Below are 18,889 nucleotides of genomic sequence, written 5' to 3'. Positions count from 1 at the left end.
TATAGAAGAAAATAGGATCTATCTAGATAAAATAGATAAATGACAGATAGGTGACATCTAAATGTCGTTACAACAACAAGGAGCTCTCCATAGCTTTGTATCAAACAAAAATATAATTATGGAAACCCAATCAATTGCTAAAAACTTAGTGTATCAACGAAAATTAAAAGGGTATACTCAAGAAGAATTATCAGAGAAAACACAAGTTACAATTCGTACTATCCAGCGTATAGAAAAAGGAGATGTAACTCCACATCTTCAAACTGTAAAATTGTTAGCTACTGCATTGGATATTGAAGTGAATGATTTATTGATATTAGAAAACCCAAAAGAAGAAACGATACAGAAAAAATGGTTAATATTATTACATAGCACTCCTTTTTTAGGCTTTATAATACCACTTGCAAATATACTTCTTCCTTTATTTATTTGGATTCATAAGAGAGAAGATAATGAGCTATACAACAGTCATGGTATAAAAATTATTAATTTTCAGATAACGATGAGTATACTATACTTACTATCACTAGTTGCCCTTGTAACTATTGAGAAATGGGGGTTTTTCTTGTTTATATCTGTAATCCCATTTAGTATAATTTGCATGTTATTTAATATAGTAAGAGTCGTTAATTCACAAAAATGTTATTACCCATTATCATTTCCGTTTATAAGCAGTACTAAAAAAGCTATACCTAAAAAAATGATAGTATTACTATTGACAAGCACTATGTGGTTCACAAGTTGCACTCAAGCGAAAGCACAAAATATTATACGTTTAGATGGAACCGAAATAGCTAAAGATTCATTAACAATTAAAATTAATCGACTCATCAAAAAGGCAAATATACCTGGGATTGCAGTTACTATTTTTAATGACAATGAAGTTACATATCAGAAGGCCTTTGGGTATAAAGATTATGATAAAAAATTAGCTCTAAATGATTCTACTAATATCTATGGAGGTTCTTTTAGTAAAGCAGTTTTTGGAGTACTCGTAATGAAATTGGTAGAAGATGGTGTTATTGATCTCGACACAGCTTTAGAGTCTTATTTACCCAAAAAAATATACGAGTACAAACCACTTACACGTTGGCATGATGATTTTTCTGCCTTAAAAAACGATAGCCTATATCATAAAATAACGGCTCGTATGTGTTTGACACACACTACAGGTTTTGCTAATTCCCGGTGGATGGAATCGTATTATCAACTGCGTGTAAACCGTGAACCAGGAAGCAGGTATAGTTATTCTGGAGAAGGATTTATTTACCTGCAAGTCGTATTAGAGAAAATACTGGGAAAGAATCTGGAGGAATTAGCGCAGGAATTAATTTTCGAACCATTAAACATGAGTCGCTCTAGTTACCAATGGTCACCATTATTTGAAGATAACTTTGCATATGGTCATACTATCACAAGTGAGCGTTTTAAAAAAGATATAGACAATGAGCCAAGAGGAGGTAGTACATTAGAAACTACTCCAGAAGATTATTCGAAGTTTCTTAAAGCCGTATTACAACAAAAAATTATCACACGAAACTCTTGGAATGAACTGTTTAAACCACAGTTTAGAATTCATTCTATCAAGCAATTTGGACCACTAGCTCTAAAAGATTCTACACAAAATGATCCTATTGAGTTAAGTTATGGATTAGGTTGGGGTATTTTGAAAACTCCTTATGGTTTTGGAGCGTTTAAAGAATGCCATGGCAATGGATTTCAGCATTATTCAATTATATTTCCAGAAGCACAAAAGGGTATAATGATAATGACCAATAGTGATAATGGAGAAAGTATTTTTAAAGAGCTATTAGAAATATCAATTGCAGATACGTATACACCATGGTATTGGGAAGATTATATCCCTTATGATGAAAAGTAAAGAATAAAAAAGCAAGTAAGTAATAACGTTATCCCAATTAGGTTTTATAATCTAATAGGATAACGTTAATATATCAAGTAGAGATTACTTTTCTTTAACAGAAGAGAATCTATTATCATCGGTAGCCAAACGTGATTTTTTAACTTCTATTTTACGAAGCATCCAGTCTGGATAATCAGAAGAATCTTCGGCATCATAAATACGAACATCCTGATTTAGATCCACATCTGGTTGTATAAGATCATCTTGTCTACATTTGAGAATTAGTGCAGCTGTCTGAACTCCAGAATAACTTGCTCCTGCTACTCCATGAGATGCAATACTAGCACCACAGAGGTATAAATTCTCGATCTCACTTTTTGGTTTATATGCTAAAGGACCAATATGACGTAAACTTTTTTCGGTACCGTACACACAACCATCGGTAGAATTTATATAGTACTCGTTGGTAATCGGAGTTCCTAATTCTTTTTGTACAATATGGTCACTAATCCCAGGAACTACTTTTTCCAAGCTATTCACAAACTTTTGAGTCAATTTTTCTTTGAATTGCAGATATTCTGGAGAGCGTTCTTTATTCTCATTTTCAAATCTTTCAAAAGCCTTATAATTAATATAAGTAATTACTTCCATAGTATGATATCGGCCATCATAACTTATAGGATCTTTAAGAGTTGTACAACTTATAAAAAGACCAGCAAATTCATCGCCTTCTTCAATATCAATTCTTTGCATCTCTGCAAATTGCTCATCCATATCTGCATTTTTGGGCATCATCCAAATATTACCAGAATCCAATCCTGCTTTTCGAAGATCCATATCCACAGTCAAAAACAGCATAAGTGATGTACACGAATATTTTGTTTTATTAAGTTTCTTTAATAATTTACGGCTTATATTATCACGACCTACCATATCTAAATAGGTTTTTCCCGGATCTGCGTTAGAGATCACCCTTTTGGCAAGAATTTTCTCTCCGTTTTCGAGCTCGACTCCAATAGCTCGTTTTTTCTTTTCTCCTTCTACCAAAATACGTTTCACACTTTGACCGGTACGTACTTCACTACCATGTTTTTTGATTGCATTAGTCATTGCCTTTACTATAGCTCCGCCACCGCCCATGGGATAAAAACCACCGTCAAAATAATGATCCATTACTGCACAATGCAGTGGAAAACTTGCCTTACCCGGTGGTAATCCATGATCACCATATTGTATATTAAGTATCGTTTTGAGTAATGGGTTTTTGAGATACCAACCGATCACCTTTTTTAAGCTAAATAATGCATATTTCCCCATGTATTTTGTTCGAAAAGGAATAGTAACGTGATCCCAAAAACCTTTTATTTTAGGAATTAATTGTATTTGTCGACTCACTGTACGAACCATAGTGAGGTATTTTTTAATATTCTTCTTTTCTTCTGGAAAACGTTGTGATAATGAGTCACATAATTCATCAAAATTAGCAGGATAATCAAAACGCTCATCACCAATCCAGCAATGTTCGTATGCTTGTGTATTCATTCTAAAAAAAGCGAGATCATTTGCAATCCCCAATCCTTCATAAAGCTCGCTTGTAGATTGCCCTTTATCTAACAACCCTACATAATGCACTCCAGGTGTAAAACGATACCCATTTAGATAAAAACTATGGCACCACCCTCCAGGCACATCGTGTTGTTCGAGAACTAATACACGTTGACCACTACGAGCAAGACAAATTGCAGAAGCAAGTCCTCCTACTCCAGAACCAATAATAATTGTATCTATTTCCGTTTCATTTTCATTTTTCAATTTTAGATCTGATGTTTCTTGAGGGTTGTCTCGCATTGTCTTAATAAAATGAAGGGTTATTTTTTTAATTGTGTTGTAATGATACAACTATATTTTCAGAAGTGATCAATGAACCTATCCTGAGTACCACTTTTCTCTATAAAATTCACATTTTACACTCTAATTTTGTTGTTTTTTCAATCTTCCATTTATCTACAAAAAATTACCATTCGTCTACACTAAAAATGCATTTCAACGAAAGAAATAATAAAATTCTCCCTAAAAAGGAGACCTTTAGTGTTGTTAAAGAACATTTTTTAACCTAACTTAAAACACTGAAATAATGAGTTTGACTTTTTTATTAATAGATGATGATGAAATAGAACGACTAAAATTTGCTAGAGTTATAGATAAAAATGGCTATCCGCATAAAATTGTAGAGGCCAAAAATGGTGAGGAAGCTTTAGATATTTTAGCTCAAAAAGATCAACAACCAGATATTATCTTTCTTGATCTAAATATGCCTAAAATGAATGGTTTAGAATTTTTGAAGGAGTTAAAGTCAAATGCATCGTTACAATACATACCGGTGATCATTTTAAGTACCTCTAATAATCATCAAGATCTTAAAGAGTCTTACAAAATTGGAGCTGCAGGTTATATTGTTAAACCATTAAAATATGAAGAATACACACATAAAATAAAATGTTTAATTGAATACTGGAGTGTTAATGAGCTTTTAAAAGTATAACGGTTATCTTTATTAACTTCAGAAATAATATAGACATGAAATAATTTTCTTTTTAATGTAAATATATTGTCATTATAGAAGTTCTTATCTGTTTTTATACCCCAAAAGAAAACATCAGTTTGAGTTAAAGTAATTTAATTTAAAATACTGAGAACTACCCCTATATTGTTTTCTTTCAAGATTACACACAATCATTCGAAACTACAACATAACAGTATTTTTGAGGTATAAAGGCGTCTAACCAAAAAGTTTTTAAAAGAATGAAAGGAATAGTATTTACAGAATTTTTAGAATTAGTCGAAGATAAATTCGGGTTAGCGGTAGTTGACAAAATCATCCAACAGTCTAATCTGCCTTCACAAGGAGCATATACTGCTATAGGTACTTACGATTTTTCTGAAATGCTAGGATTGTTAAAGCATCTTAGCGAGCATACAAAACTAAGTATCGATGACCTTCTTCTTACCTACGCCGAACATTTTTTTTCTGTCCTAGCTAGTAGTTACCCCGATTTAATTAACAAATACAACGATCCAATAGAAATGCTATCTTCTATCGAAAATCATATTCATGTCGAAGTTCGAAAAATATATCCTGATGCAGAACTTCCCACTTTTGAAATACAAGAAAAAACAGCTTCTAAACTGGTCATGATTTATAAATCCAGTAGAGCTATGTACAGCTTTGGACTTGGATTAATGCGCAAAACTTTTGAGCATTTTGATGCTACGGCTACAATCACTCTAGAAAAACTCACATCAGATGGAACGGAAGTAAAATTTAGTATCGTGAAAACAAATGAGTAGTGATGATATAGAAATACTAAAAAGAGCTATACAAAGAGAGAAATTAGCTCGAAAACAAGCAGAAAAAATTCTTGAAGATAAATCTCGAGAACTTTATCTAATCACTCAAGAATTAAAGGATACCAATGAAAAGCTAGAAGATCAAGTTGGTACAAAGGAATCTGAGTTACAAGGTGTTTTTGATAATTTACTGGATGCCTATGTTCGAATGGATATTTTTGGTAATGTTCTGGAGATGAATTATGCCGCCAGAAATTTATTTGGATACGATATTACAGAAGAAAAACTAAATGTTGTAAAACTTATTTATAAAGAAGATTATAAATATGCCATGGTTTCTTTTCAGGAACTGGTCACCAAAGGTTCTTTTTCTAATTACCAGGCCAGAGTATATACAAAAGATAATGGAGTACGTACCGTTCATATCAATGCCAGTCTTATTTTTGATAAAAATAAAACTCCAATTGGAGCACAAGGTATTGTAACGGACATTACTGATGAGCTTATACAAAAACAAATATTCGAAGAGCAAAAAAAACAACTATCTGTTATTGTTGAAAATTCGTCTTTAGGAATTGCTCTTTCTCAATTTGGAAAAATACTTCAAACCAATAAAGCTTTCCAGAATTTATTGGGATATACGCAAGAGGAACTACTACAAATGGAGATCAAAGATATTTCTTTAAAAGATGAATACGAAGCCTCGGCCAGTAATATGGAGAAAATGAATACTGGTGAGATTGATGATTTTTCTATAAATAGGAGGTATGTAAAACGAAATAAATCCACATTCTGGGCAAAAACCAATGTAGCCGCAGTACGAGATCCTAACGGAAATATTAAATATATGGTTGCCCTAGTAGAAGATATTACAGAGCAACTAGAGGTAGAAAAACAAAGGGATCAACTCGTAAAAAATCTGGAAAAAACAAATCAGGAACTTAAGGATTATGCGCATATCGTTTCTCATGATCTAAAATCACCTTTGAGAAGTATTAATGCTCTTGTAAACTGGATTAAAGAAGATCATGTTGATACACTTGATAAAACCGGGGTACGCCATTTTACCATGATCGAAAATACATTGGAAAAAATGGAAACTCTCATCAATGATATCCTTAGTTATTCTAGTGTAAGTAACAAAGAAGGCCTACAAACCAAAGAAATAGATCTTAATATACTTATTGGTGAGATAAAAAATACTGTATTAATACCAGAAAATATAACGATTTCTATTAAAAATAAACTTCCTGTAATCAATGGTGACATTACCAGAATTCAACAACTTTTTCAAAACCTAATTGGTAATGCTGTAATTTATAACGATAAAGAAATCGGAAAAATAGAAATCAATTATGAAGACAAAAAGACCTATTACCTCTTTAAAATTAAGGACAATGGTATAGGTATAAAAAAAGAACATCACGAGAAGATATTTAAAATGTTCCAATCTGTAGGAGACAATGAAAATTCTTCGGGAATCGGACTCGCCATTGTTAAAAAAATAATAGACCTGTATGAAGGAGATATTTGGCTGGAAAGTGAATTCGGTATGGGTACAACATTTTACTTCACATTAAAAAAATAGGCATATGAGATTTCAACAATTTGAAAAGAGAAAAAATCAAGAATGGACTGCCGTTGTAACAACAGAAAAAAAACTAAAAAACCCTTTAGTGTTGGTTTTCGGAAATCGATATGAACTAGAAGACCCAGAAGTTTATAATGACGTAAAAAAACTATTCCCAGATGGAGAAATTGTTATCGGTTCTACTGCTGGTGAAATTATTGGCGGTAAAGTTCTTGATGATTCAATAGCACTAACTGCCATAGAATTTGAAAAAAGTACTTATGTTATATTTCGTGAAAATAGTATCGACAATAATAAAGATGCAGTACGACTAGGAAATAAACTGATTCAAAAAGTACCAAAAGAAGGTTTAAAACATGTTTTCATTATTTCTGAAGGAAGTTTTGTAAACGGTTCGGCATTAATTGAAGGCCTCGAAACAATGATCGACAATGTTGCAATAACGGGTGGACTCTGTGGTGACGATTCGAGATTTGAAAAAACAATATCGGGTTATAATGAAAACCCTAAAGAAGGAGAGGTTATATTAATCGCCTTTTATGGTGAATCTCTAGAGATTAGTTATGCCCAATATGGAGGATGGACTGCTTTTGGACCAGAGCGAATTATTACAAAATCTGATCAGAATGTGTTATATGAATTAGACAATCAACCTGCTCTGGATTTATACAAAAAATATTTGGGTGATAAAGCTGCAGAACTTCCTCAATCTGCTTTATTATATCCGCTTAGTGTTAAGTCCAAAGATAAAGAAGAGCCTATTGTAAGAACAATTTTATCGATCGATGAGAAAACCAATACGATGACACTGGCAGGAGATGTACCAGAAGGAGCCGTCGTTCAATTAATGATGGGACATATTGATAATATTGTAGATGGAGCATTGCAAGCAGCAGAAATAGGAATGAGAGACAGAAAGCATAAACCCGAACTAGCATTATTGGTAAGCTGTATCGGTAGAAAATTAGTCATGGATCAACGTGTTGAGGAAGAAGTAGAAGAAGTTATAGAATCTATTGGCGCTCAAGCTACCGTAGCTGGATTTTATTCATATGGCGAACTATCTCCTTTTGAAGGAAAAAATTCAAACTGTGAGTTACACAATCAAACAATGACTTTAACTTTATTTAGTGAATAGTATGCACTCATTATTGACCAGACAAATCAAAAAACATTTGGATACTGAACATAAAGAATCTCAGTATTCCGAAAAATTCTTAAGTGCTATTGATAGATCCTATCACAATTTTGAAGATCAACTAGGTATGTTACAGAGGGCAATGTCTATAAGTTCTAAAGAATTATTTGATGCCAACCAAAAACTTCAGAAAGAAGCAGAACAGCAAAAAAAAGTAATTGCCAGTTTAACCGATGCCACTAGAATTCTTCAATCCATAACTTTCAAAAATATGAAAGGAGGAAAAAATGGGGATGAACTCTCAGGAATCGAACTAGCTGTAATGATCGAAGAACAGGCTGTTCAAATTTCAAAAGTCGAGAAACAAAGAGAATTGTTACTCAAGGATTTAGAAAAAAGTAATAAAGAGCTTAACGATTATGCGCATGTGGTATCTCACGATTTAAAATCTCCATTACGAAGTATCAATACGCTTATTAACTGGATAAAAGAAGATACCCAAGGAGGACTTGAAGCGCCAATACTAAAGAACCTGAATTTAATTGATCAGAATATTGAAAAAATGGATAATCTAATTAGTGGAATTTTAGAATATTCTATAATTAGTGATAGAACAAAAAATCTCGAATCTGATATTGATCTAAATACTCTAATCGGAGATATTACACATGTAATACATCCTCCTGATCATATAAAAATTAGCATACACAATCAACTTCCTGTTATATATGCAGATGTATCAAGAATTAAACAAATATTTCAGAATTTAATTAATAATGCTATACAAGCAATAGATAAAGATAAAGGAGAGGTCATAGTAATGTATGAAGAAATCCCTAATTTCTGGAAGTTTGGTATTAAAGATAATGGAAGAGGAATTTCTGAAAAATATCACAACAAGATATTTCAGATATTTCAAACTCTTGATGACGAAAAAAAATCAACAGGTATTGGGTTATCGATCGTAAAAAAAATAGTAGAATTTTATAATGGAAAAATTTGGATCGAGTCTGAAGAAGGACAAGGAACTACTTTCTATTTTACATTAAAAAAATAACATATGAACGAAACTCCAAATCTCATATATATTAAAGAATTGGCGGCTGGTTCTGAGTCTTTTGAACAAAAATTAATTGGTATTGTAAAGCGAGAATTCCCTGATGAAAAAGATGAATTTCTTAAAAATTATACCTCAAAAACATATAATAAAGCAGCAGAAAATGTTCATAAACTAAAACATAAAATTGGAATGTTTGGTTTTGAAGAAGGGTACCAAACTGCAATAGACTTTGAAGAAGAGCTAAAAAGCGGTAACACTTCGTTATATTCAAAATTTATATTAATTTTAGAATCCATAGAGCATTTTCTAAAAACTCTTTAAAAATCCTTTAAAAACCAATTTATTATGAATTGCATAATTATAGATGATGAAGAAACCGCAAGAATGATTATTCAACAACTTTGTTCACAGGTTGATGAACTAAATGTTATTGATGATTTTCCGAATGCAATTCAGGCCATTAAATTTTTAAATAAAGAAGAAGTAGATCTTATATTTCTGGATATTCATATGCCAGACTTTACAGGTTTTGATTTTATTGATACCTTAAAGAATCCACCTAAGATTATTTTAACAACTTCTGACAAAAATTTTGCTTTAGAAGCTTTTGAGTATGAATGTATCGTAGATTATCTGGTAAAACCAATAACCTTACCTAGATTTCTTAAAGCAATACAAAAGGCAGAAAGCGCAACAACAGTTGCTGCTACAGAAACCTCAACAGAGACACAAACAGAATCGTCCTTAAACACTTCTTCTTCTGAAGAAAATGAGCTTTATATTAATATAGACAGAAGGTTAATCAAGATTAATATCCCAACTATTAATTTGATTGAAGCCAAAGGAGATTATGTGCTGATTAAAACCGAAAAGCAAAATTACACAGTACATTCTACATTAAAAAAGGTTGAAGAAAAACTACCAACCGATCTTTTCCTAAAAGTACATCGATCTTATATTATTAATATCAAAAAAATTATTGATATAGAAGACAACAGTGTACTTATTGCAAAAGATGTTATACCGGTGAGTCGTTCTAACCGCCCTGAGTTAATGAAGCGCCTTAATATGCTTTAAGTTAAGAGAATAGTAGCCAATTACATAAATAACGTGAGTTCGACATAAGAAAATTTACGTCAGTCAGAGTGATTTTCGGTAGAAAATTGTACTTCGACCAAGCTCAGCAGAACTATCGAAGACAAGTAAATTTTCAAGCAAAAGCCTTGTCATCCTGAGCTTCGTCGAAGGGTCGATACAATTTTTCTCCGTTTCACTATGAAAAATCACTCAAGTTGACGGCTTTTTAAAACTAAATCCTTACATCGAATCCAGGTTAAATAACATCACGCCAGTCTTATCTAAGAAGGTAATTGAATTTGATATCTATGATATTTCAAATCGCATAATCTGGATTTAACCACTCCCACCCTCATGTACTCAACTCTATACAAAACCCATTCATCTACAGTAAATTACCCCTGATCGAATAACTCCAATATAAGGAGTTTATATAGATTAATTTTAGTCATCTGAAACCTAAATCTATATCAAAATGAAAAAAATAACTACCCTCATATTAATATTAGTAGTTTTATCTGGATACGCTCAACAACCTTTTGATTGTGATGAAGGTAATTTCTATCAGGTGATCTCTGGATCTTTAAAAGCATATGATCCAATTACCGGTTCATATTCTGATGCACTACACACCTACTCTACCACCTATAATGCTGGAGGATATAATCCCGAAGATAATTATCTATATGCAATTAAGAGAGGTGACAATCACCTCCTTAGAATTGCCAAGGATATGGTGATTGATCTTGGTGCTGTAACCCCTGCCGGGACTACAGTTTTTGGTGGTGGATATGCAGCAGATGTCGACGCAGACGGAAACCTTTGGGTGTATCAAAATACCAACAAAAAAACATTTCATAAAATAACAAACTTAAAAGATTATGACGGATCTTCTTCTCCTGTTTTCGAAGTTGTAGAAGCTGATCAGACTTCGCCTAGTACTTGTGCAGATATTGCATATATAAATGGTGCTTTTTATGGAGGAAGCAGAGGAAAGCTATACAAATGGGATCTGTCTTCAGGAACCCCTGTATTTTCTCAAAAAACAGTAACCAATCTACCTACTGGTACTTTTGGAGCTGCTTATGCCGATGCTAATAACAGATTGTATTTATCTGTTAACAACGGAGGTTTATACTTAATCAATGATTACGAAAGTGCTACCCCAACAGCCACATTGCTTAATCTTACCGAAACCACAAACTCTAATGACGGTTTTAAATGTGCCAACGGTATTTCTCCACTCGATAAAGATCAAGACGGGGCTTTAGATTCTATGGATGCTGATAGTGATGGTGATGGTATAACAAATATTGCAGAATGTAACGGTATGAATCCTTATGGAGATAATGATGGAGATGATTTATACAACTACCTGGATAACGATATTAGTGGTAACGGAGACAATGTAGTACAAGACGCTTTTGATAGAGACAGTGATGGTAATCCCGATTTTCTGGATATCGATTCTGATAACGATGGTATCTATGATATTGTAGAAGCAGGGCAAGGCGATAAAGACACAAATAACGACGGGATTTATAATGGATCTGACAGCAATTTTCTGGATACTGATCTAGATGGATTAGCAGATGCGTTTGATCCTGATCAAGGGAATACTTTTATTCCTAACGATACTGATAATGATAGTATTTATGATTGCTACGATATCGATTCTGATAATGATGGAATTGTAGATATTATAGAAGGACAAAATAGTGGTAGCTATCAAGGGTTATCTAATATTGATGAAGATAAGGATGGTATGGATGATGCGTTTGATCCTGATTATGGAGGAACCACAAACGGAACCATAAATACTGATGGTGCAGATACTTATGATCATCTGGATACCGATTCTGATAATAATGGTGTATCTGATAGTACAGAAGCATATGATAGTGATGGTGACGGAGTTGCAGAAACTACATTATCTGGAGTTGATAATGATAATGACGGATTAGATGATAGTTTTGATTTAAGAAAAAGTAGTTTTGCTCCAGAAAACGGAGGGCAAACTCCAGCAAGTTTTCCTATTCCTGAGATCTGTGACAGATATAACTACTTAGGTGATTTTTCTTCTAATGGAAAGCCACTGTATTTGGATGGGCAAGATGTAGTTACCCAAGAAACTATCGATTTGGTTAATAATGCATTACCAGAAGGGTATCCGGTACCAGATTTTAACCCTCATTATATTTCTTCTGGTTACGATTCAGATATTGAAGTACAGGAACAAGCTGATATCTGGGTAACTTTTATAGGAGAAGGTGCTGGATACAAAAATACATTAGGATTCTATACCTATGATATTAATAATCCATCGACTTCAATACCTGCTCCAGAAGATATTACCATCATTTTTCCTAACGTATCTGCTGTAGGAAGCGGCGGTGAATTAGAAATTGGTGATAAAGTAAAAATTGGAACTTTCCCTCCTAATACAGGAATAGGATGGGTACTGCTAGCCAATGCTTGGTCAGACGGTTGTGTGGGAACTGGATACTGGCAACTACATTCTAATCCAAATTATAACCCAGAAACAGATCCTTCATTAAGATACCACAACGTATTATTATCTGATCCTGATAATGAAAGAATTATATTAGGCTTTGAAGATATTAGAAGAGATTATGCTTCTTGTGATCAGGATTTTAATGATGCATTATTCTATATCACAGCAAGCCCTTATACAGCGATCTCAACAGATAATTATGTGGATATCGATACGGCTACAGATGTTACTTCTGCTAATAATGGTGGGTTAGAAAGTAACGGTGACTTAGCAAGCTTAATTGCTAAACGTAACTTTAGCAGAACAAAAACAAATAGTATTTTCAATACCAAAAAATCACAAAAAAGATTTCAACCTGGTATGAAATCGTACAAATCGGGTAACAATGAAGATTTAAGTATTTATTTCCCTAATACAGGAATATTCGGAACGGAGTCTACTTATGTATCAAGTCCAGATGATCTATTAGGTATCACTAATGCAAAAGCTGTATTCTCTGTAGATTACTACAAAGGAAATGAAAGAGTAGCAGCAGCATTAGCCACATCGACCAAAGGTTCTATTTATGATCATTCAAAAACAATTTGTGACCGATTAAATGGCTCTAAATTATTAGATGTAAGAACAGTAACTATTAAAAATCACACTATTGTGAGTACTAGAATAGAGAGAGCTTCTGGTCAAATTGAATATGCACTAACCTTTTCGGTTAAGAAAGGTGAATCTGAGAATGAAATCTATAGCTTATGGAATATTGGCAACTATCCTGATGGAGATTATATAAATTTCCAGGTATGGGGTGGATCAGTACCACAAGTAGCAAATATTGCGAATCATATTTTGGATTCATTTACAACCGACAAACCTATGCGTAGTCATAAAGTGAGTCATAGAGTACCTACTGTATTTGTAGAAAAAGGATCATATGCAAATGGAAAGCTAACCCTAAATATTATCAATAAATTAGGTGCCAATCATATGACATTTAATGGTAACATTAGAAAGACTGAACAATCAAAAGAACACAATATGATTGAAACAGTAGCATTATCAGGAGCATACAATGAGCAAATCACCATAGAAACAGGATATCTATTTGATATCGGGTTCTCTATCCTAGGACAAAACTCTACTCAATTAGATGCATTGTATCTGGCAGATGGTCCCTGGGGTATTGATTACCAGGAACAAGGAGTAGTGATCGAGAATTTTGAAGTAACAAAACATGATGTTGCAGCTCAGAAAAATGAATATACTATAGAACGTAATGCACTAGTATATGGTAATGTAAAAGAAACTTTAAATCTTTTTAGAAATATATTGGCAGGCGAATTAACGCTATCTGTGTCTGACTATGATGCTGTACAGTTTGAAATGTATAATGATAGAGATATCGAGGTGATATTAGTAACCGAAGGTCTTACAGACTGGAGTAACAGACTTAGATATAGAATTCCTGCTACCGATGAAAAAACAACGCATACCATTTCGTTTTCTGATTTCACAAATGGTAATAAAGAAAATGAAAGCTTCAAAAAAGTAAGAAGTATTGTGTTTTCTGTACAGGGAGATTATCAAAACTTTACTCCATTTCACTTGGAAGTATCTGATCTGGCATTCACCAATACAACAATAATAGATCCAGAATTAGATCCTGAAACACCTGTGGTGGTGGTAGAAAATGGAGAAGATAATAGCGACGAAATCGCACAAGTAGAAACAGATGAACAAATCACAGTTACTACGCTTTCTAATTATCCTAATCCTTTTAAAAACAAAACTTCAATTCAAGTACCAGGAACACATGAAGCATTAGAAATGGTAGTCATCGATATGATAGGAAGAACAGTACGACAAGAGCGCATGGTTGTATATAATAACACCATAACTTTTGAAACAAGAAGCCTTATCCCAGGTGTATATTATTACATCTTAAGAGGCAATAACAAACAAAAATATAAAGGTAGTTTTTTAATCCGATAACAAAAATAGGTTAAGTTCAGGATTTGGGTAATAGCGGGGATAACGTCATGGTTGTCCTCGCTATTTATATATAATTTATTTTGAAATACATAATCCAAATTTAACCAAGCATATGATATCAAGCCCGTCCCAAAATGACTCGAAGGATTACCAACGTATTTCGAACAGTCACCTATAATCCGGCTGTTTTGATATTAATCCTGAAGTAATTTACACAACCAACAATAGATAGTTAATCCCTCTTAAACGATACAGAATACTTTCTACTTATAGCATTAAAAAAAATCCGATAATCCAACATAGGTTATCGAATTTTCTATAAAAGAACATAGCTTCACAAAACAAAATCACTTTACATTAGATCCGTTTTATCTAAAGAATGTAGTAAGCTTGTTCTTTACAATTAATGGATAGCCATTGCTGCATACATTATATTTAACATATAGCATTGCGGGCATAAAACAAATGGAACAGGTCCTGGTCGTCGGTCATCATCTCCTCCATTGATTTTGGATAATTCTTTTCTATCTAACTTCTTGAAATTTTTAAGATTCTTCATAATTATTATTTTTGTTTATACACTTTTTACTTAACGCTTAACTTACGTTTCTAAGAATAGTATAAACCTAATAACAAAATGTTTTTTGAATATCCGAAATGTTTGAATTTCAAAAAATTCGGACGTTTTAGCCAGCGTTTCTATAAGTACCAATTATAATTCTTGTGAAGTTGTTTATCCCCGATAGTGTGGATTTAAGGTACCAATACTCGTTACTTTTGTAATTCCATTATCTTTTTATCAAAAATCGGTTTACGTAAGAAATACCATTTTAGTCTAAAACCAAATTCTACATACTCAAAACCTGCCGCTGTAGCCGAAGCAATATTACTATACTTGCCATAGAGGTCTGCTTTAAAACGTTCTGAAAACCGGTATCCAAATTTTCCTTCTGCTCTAAAAGTAGATGATCCCGGATCATCTTCTACAAATTGTCGCCCCAAAGCTGCACTAGCATTATAAAACCACTTTTTTTGTGGATCACTTACCACTTCTGCGAATAGCTCTCCTAAATTAAATCGTGCAGGGCTAAAATAGATTGTAGGTACCTGATTCTTAAAAGACAGGTATTGATAATTAATACCTACTTTTAGAATAGGCCTTTGTAGTACCGTATAATACAAAGATGTAAAAAGTAGATTTCTACTATTATCATCGGTTTGAGAAGTATAGATATACTGGGTATACCATCCTAAATTAAAATTGGTACCAAGGTTATAATTCAAAAAGTAATTATTCATTACAATCTCACGATTCAACAAATCTGCATTAAAATTTTGTAGCTCTCTTTTATATCCAACATCTAAGTTTTGAAGGGTAAATGGTTTTGTTTTTAATATTGCCTCGGCAACCAATTCTGTATACTCAGTTGTAAATCCATCGGCATTGGTAATCCCTATTTTGGATTGTAGAGAAACTCTTCCATTAAATTTATACACTCCCCCTAGCCAAAAATCATGAGAAGTGGCTTCATTTTTGGTTACTGTATTTTTAGTAGTTCTATAATCATATTGAATCTCGGATTTGAATTTGGCAGATAATGGAATCTCGGTCTTTACCGTAATATTTACTGCTTCATTATCTCCATTGTCAAAAGTAAATGCTGTTTTTTCTTCTATAAAAGGCGTGTGTGTTTTCTTTAATGTCTTTATCAGTTTTTCGGCATCCTGTTGCTTTGGGTAATATTCTAATGTTTTAAAAGCATATGTATAGGATTTCATATCCTCTCCCACTGCTCTATATGCATTTGCTATTCCTAAATTACCATCAAAAGATCCCTTGTCTTTTCCCAAAATCGTATTGTATTTTTGAAGACTGGTTTTAAAATTGCTGGTATACATACCATGAGTAGCTTGTAAAGCCAGTACTCTCGAGTTATCTGGATATAATTGTTGTAATTGATCTATATCTTCTTTTGCTGCAGTAAATTTCCTATTCCATAATAATGCTTGTATATATCGTTCTCGTGTAGATAGATAAAGTTCTTTATCTTCTTCTAATCTTTTCACTTTATGCATTGCCATACCAGCTATTGCTAATGCTTTCTTCTCTTTATATCTTTTATGAGCCACCAGAGCCAAGCCATTTAACGATAAAATACTATCCTTAGGGTTTACTGCCAAAGCGGTATATGTTTTTTCTGCGTTATCCAGATTATCTGTCATTAGATATAGGTTTGCCTTATTTAACTGAGTATCCTTATCATTAGGGAAATCAATCAGGTTTTGATCTAATAGCGCAATTGCTTCATCATATTTTTTGTCCTGTGCTATGGTATTAGCATACCCCAAACGAATATATTTTCGAGATAGTAAGGCATTAGGATTTCCTTTTTGTAGTTGTAATGCATTGTTGACCAACTTCAATGCATTTTCATATTTTTTGAGATTAGAAAGTGTATTTGCATATCCCAGTACCGCGGGAAAGCTTGTGCTATCTTCTTTAATCAATTTTTCATAAAACGTTTCGGCTTCGGTAAATTGACGATTCCAGAGTAGTGACTCCGCATAATTTAGTTTAATTTCAAAATCATTTGGATATTCTTTTTTTAGTCCTGTAAAAATTGATACTGCTTGTTGTGAATCTCCTAATAACCCCACAGCTCTTCCATAACATAAACGTGCAGTTTTGTTATCGGGATATTGTTTTAGAATCGTATCAAAAAAAGATTTTGCCTTATCATATTTACCGGTTTCCAAATACTTAAACCCTTCTTGCATATCTTGTGCAAACAAAAATGAAAATGAAAACAAAAATAAAAGGCTAATAAAAAATGACTTTAAGTGCATTATTTTGTGTAATAGTTGATTAACATCGTTAAAGTAAGAATAACTAAAAAAACATCTGTCAAAAACTTAATAAGTTTTATAAAAATAATATCACCACCCAAGATTCATTTAAGAAAAAACACATCGGTATTAACATAATTTTATAGAATTAAGGATTAAAACAGGGGAAAAAACCCCTTTTTTTAACATTAAAATTATCAAAAAAGCATTTTTTTCTTTAACACTTGTAGTATTTTACCTTCTTTTTTAAATTCAAAAATGTTAAAATTTCAGTAAAAAATATCGATTAACCGATGAAATACACCGTTTTTGGAATTTGCGTAAACATTTTGTGGTTTTACCATAACCAAATTTCAAAAACACATATTACTTTTACAACGAGTTGATAACTAGCGCTTATGGTCAATTCGAGATTACAGTAAATTCGTCAAAATGTAAAATAATCTTCAAAAATCCCCAGAAGAATGTTTAACATGTTTTAAAAGATTTAGGTCTAAAAAAAGTAATAAAGACCAATATTAAGAAACCAATACTTCTACTACCCCAGAAGTATGTCCCAAAATCTAAAAAAAAATGACGAAAATTACCGGAATTATTATCCCATGTTATAATGAATATAATAGATTACCTCAAAAAAAGTTTTGTGATTTTTTAAGCAGAAATTCAAATTACCACTTATGCTTTGTAAATGACGGCAGTTCTGACGATACATTAAAAATGTTGTGTGAACTGAAAGAATTTGACCCACAAAGGATATCAGTTCTTGATCTCGAACATAATCAAGGTAAGGCTACTGCAGTACAAACAGGAGCAAACTACCTGGCAGATATAGACATTATAGAAAATATTGCTTTCCTTGATGCCGACCTTTCTACATCATTAGAAGAAATGGACAACTTAGTAAAGAAACTGAATAGTGATCCAAAACTAACCATGGTTTTTGGTTCTAGAAAAGCAGCAGAGTCAAACAATATTGACAGAAATATAATTAGAAAACTCTTATCAAACTTTGTTGGATTCTTTATCCGATTTATTCTTCAGCTTCCTATTAAAGATACACAGTGTGGAGCAAAAGTATTTAAGAAAAGTATCATCGAAAATGTATATAGCCAACGATTTATCAGCAGGTGGTTATTTGATATTGAAATCTTTCTTCGATTAAAAAAGCATGTAGGGTTAAAAGATCTATTAAACTGTATTAGTGAAGAACCGCTAGATAGCTGGATTGAAGTAGAAGGTTCTAAAATAACACTAAAAGATTCTTTTCTTATCCCAATCAATCTATTAATGATCTGGTTTAGTTACTTCAAAATCAAAACAAATAGCAAAAGTGCTTCAGACATTTTCAACCTTAAAACAGATTACTATATGGTACGATAACTACTTTTCTTCTTTACTAAATTTAATTCAAAATATATTTTAACTATCAATAAACGTCTGTATTAGTTTTCAATACAAGCGACCAG

The 18,889-nt window shown here is 32.6% G+C and carries 13 protein-coding genes; 10 read left to right on the top strand and 3 right to left on the bottom strand.

The genetic code is table 11. From position 1 onward, the window contains the following. Positions 1 to 118 precede the first annotated feature (118 nt). Positions 119 to 1,882: a serine hydrolase gene (locus Z054_RS31090; protein ID WP_024771971.1), complete on the top strand. Its 1,764-nt coding sequence runs from the start codon at positions 119 to 121 to the stop codon at positions 1,880 to 1,882. A gap of 84 nt (positions 1,883 to 1,966) precedes the next feature. Here Z054_RS31090 and Z054_RS0120840 read toward each other — a convergent pair whose 3' ends face one another. Continuing rightward, entirely contained in the window at positions 1,967 to 3,712 is a 1,746-nt protein-coding gene (locus tag Z054_RS0120840; protein ID WP_024771970.1) for a phytoene desaturase family protein, read from the bottom strand. Positions 3,713 to 3,998: 286 nt separating this feature from the next. Here Z054_RS0120840 and Z054_RS0120835 point away from each other — a divergent pair, with 286 nt between their 5' ends. From Z054_RS0120835 to Z054_RS0120800, 8 genes are all read left to right on the top strand, one after another. Beyond that, entirely contained in the window at positions 3,999 to 4,406 is a 408-nt protein-coding gene (locus Z054_RS0120835) for a response regulator (RefSeq protein WP_035092948.1), read from the top strand. Positions 4,407 to 4,666: 260 nt separating this feature from the next. Further along, positions 4,667 to 5,212, top strand: coding sequence for a heme NO-binding domain-containing protein (locus Z054_RS0120830; protein ID WP_024771968.1), 546 nt, complete (start codon positions 4,667 to 4,669; stop codon positions 5,210 to 5,212). Next, positions 5,205 to 6,800, top strand: coding sequence for a sensor histidine kinase (locus Z054_RS0120825; protein ID WP_024771967.1), 1,596 nt, complete (start codon positions 5,205 to 5,207; stop codon positions 6,798 to 6,800). The genes Z054_RS0120830 and Z054_RS0120825 overlap by 8 nt, the downstream gene beginning before the upstream one ends. A gap of 4 nt (positions 6,801 to 6,804) precedes the next feature. Further along, entirely contained in the window at positions 6,805 to 7,941 is a 1,137-nt protein-coding gene (locus Z054_RS0120820; protein ID WP_024771966.1) for an FIST signal transduction protein, read from the top strand. Between the two features lie 37 nt (positions 7,942 to 7,978). Then, positions 7,979 to 8,998, top strand: coding sequence for a sensor histidine kinase (locus Z054_RS0120815; RefSeq protein WP_241461437.1), 1,020 nt, complete (start codon positions 7,979 to 7,981; stop codon positions 8,996 to 8,998). 3 nt (positions 8,999 to 9,001) lie between these two features. Continuing rightward, positions 9,002 to 9,322, top strand: coding sequence for an Hpt domain-containing protein (locus Z054_RS0120810; RefSeq protein ID WP_024771964.1), 321 nt, complete (start codon positions 9,002 to 9,004; stop codon positions 9,320 to 9,322). A gap of 24 nt (positions 9,323 to 9,346) precedes the next feature. Then, on the top strand, positions 9,347 to 10,078 hold the full coding sequence (locus Z054_RS0120805) for a LytR/AlgR family response regulator transcription factor (RefSeq protein ID WP_024771963.1): 732 nt from the start codon (positions 9,347 to 9,349) through the stop codon (positions 10,076 to 10,078). Between the two features lie 475 nt (positions 10,079 to 10,553). Then, positions 10,554 to 14,576, top strand: a complete 4,023-nt coding sequence (locus Z054_RS0120800) for a DUF6923 family protein (protein WP_024771962.1) — start codon at positions 10,554 to 10,556, stop codon at positions 14,574 to 14,576. A gap of 403 nt (positions 14,577 to 14,979) precedes the next feature. On the opposite strand, the gene Z054_RS31380 is transcribed toward Z054_RS0120800, so the two are convergent. Beyond that, positions 14,980 to 15,135 carry a bacteriocin-like protein gene (locus Z054_RS31380; protein WP_152538634.1) on the bottom strand — a complete coding sequence of 52 codons (156 nt, stop codon included), beginning with the start codon at positions 15,133 to 15,135 and terminating at the stop codon, positions 14,980 to 14,982. A gap of 212 nt (positions 15,136 to 15,347) precedes the next feature. Continuing rightward, positions 15,348 to 17,423: a tetratricopeptide repeat protein gene (locus Z054_RS0120795; protein ID WP_024771961.1), complete on the bottom strand. Its 2,076-nt coding sequence runs from the start codon at positions 17,421 to 17,423 to the stop codon at positions 15,348 to 15,350. Positions 17,424 to 17,996: 573 nt separating this feature from the next. Between Z054_RS0120795 and Z054_RS0120790 the strand changes: the two genes are divergently transcribed. After that, positions 17,997 to 18,803, top strand: coding sequence for a glycosyltransferase (locus tag Z054_RS0120790; protein WP_024771960.1), 807 nt, complete (start codon positions 17,997 to 17,999; stop codon positions 18,801 to 18,803). Positions 18,804 to 18,889: the final 86 nt, after the last annotated feature.

The organism is Aquimarina macrocephali JAMB N27, from assembly GCF_000520995.1.
GTDB lineage: Bacteria > Bacteroidota > Bacteroidia > Flavobacteriales > Flavobacteriaceae > Aquimarina > Aquimarina macrocephali.
Note: the sequence above shows the minus strand (reverse complement) of the source record. Positions and strands in the feature narration are given on the sequence as shown.

Coding starts and splice junctions, on each gene's coding strand:
- Z054_RS31090 (WP_024771971.1), top strand. CDS start 119: ATGGAAACCCAATCAATTGCTAAAAACTTAGTGTATCAACGAAAATTA.
- Z054_RS0120840 (WP_024771970.1), bottom strand. CDS start 3,712: ATGCGAGACAACCCTCAAGAAACATCAGATCTAAAATTGAAAAATGAA.
- Z054_RS0120835 (WP_035092948.1), top strand. CDS start 3,999: ATGAGTTTGACTTTTTTATTAATAGATGATGATGAAATAGAACGACTA.
- Z054_RS0120830 (WP_024771968.1), top strand. CDS start 4,667: ATGAAAGGAATAGTATTTACAGAATTTTTAGAATTAGTCGAAGATAAA.
- Z054_RS0120825 (WP_024771967.1), top strand. CDS start 5,205: ATGAGTAGTGATGATATAGAAATACTAAAAAGAGCTATACAAAGAGAG.
- Z054_RS0120820 (WP_024771966.1), top strand. CDS start 6,805: ATGAGATTTCAACAATTTGAAAAGAGAAAAAATCAAGAATGGACTGCC.
- Z054_RS0120810 (WP_024771964.1), top strand. CDS start 9,002: ATGAACGAAACTCCAAATCTCATATATATTAAAGAATTGGCGGCTGGT.
- Z054_RS0120805 (WP_024771963.1), top strand. CDS start 9,347: ATGAATTGCATAATTATAGATGATGAAGAAACCGCAAGAATGATTATT.
- Z054_RS0120800 (WP_024771962.1), top strand. CDS start 10,554: ATGAAAAAAATAACTACCCTCATATTAATATTAGTAGTTTTATCTGGA.
- Z054_RS31380 (WP_152538634.1), bottom strand. CDS start 15,135: ATGAAGAATCTTAAAAATTTCAAGAAGTTAGATAGAAAAGAATTATCC.
- Z054_RS0120795 (WP_024771961.1), bottom strand. CDS start 17,423: ATGCACTTAAAGTCATTTTTTATTAGCCTTTTATTTTTGTTTTCATTT.
- Z054_RS0120790 (WP_024771960.1), top strand. CDS start 17,997: ATGACGAAAATTACCGGAATTATTATCCCATGTTATAATGAATATAAT.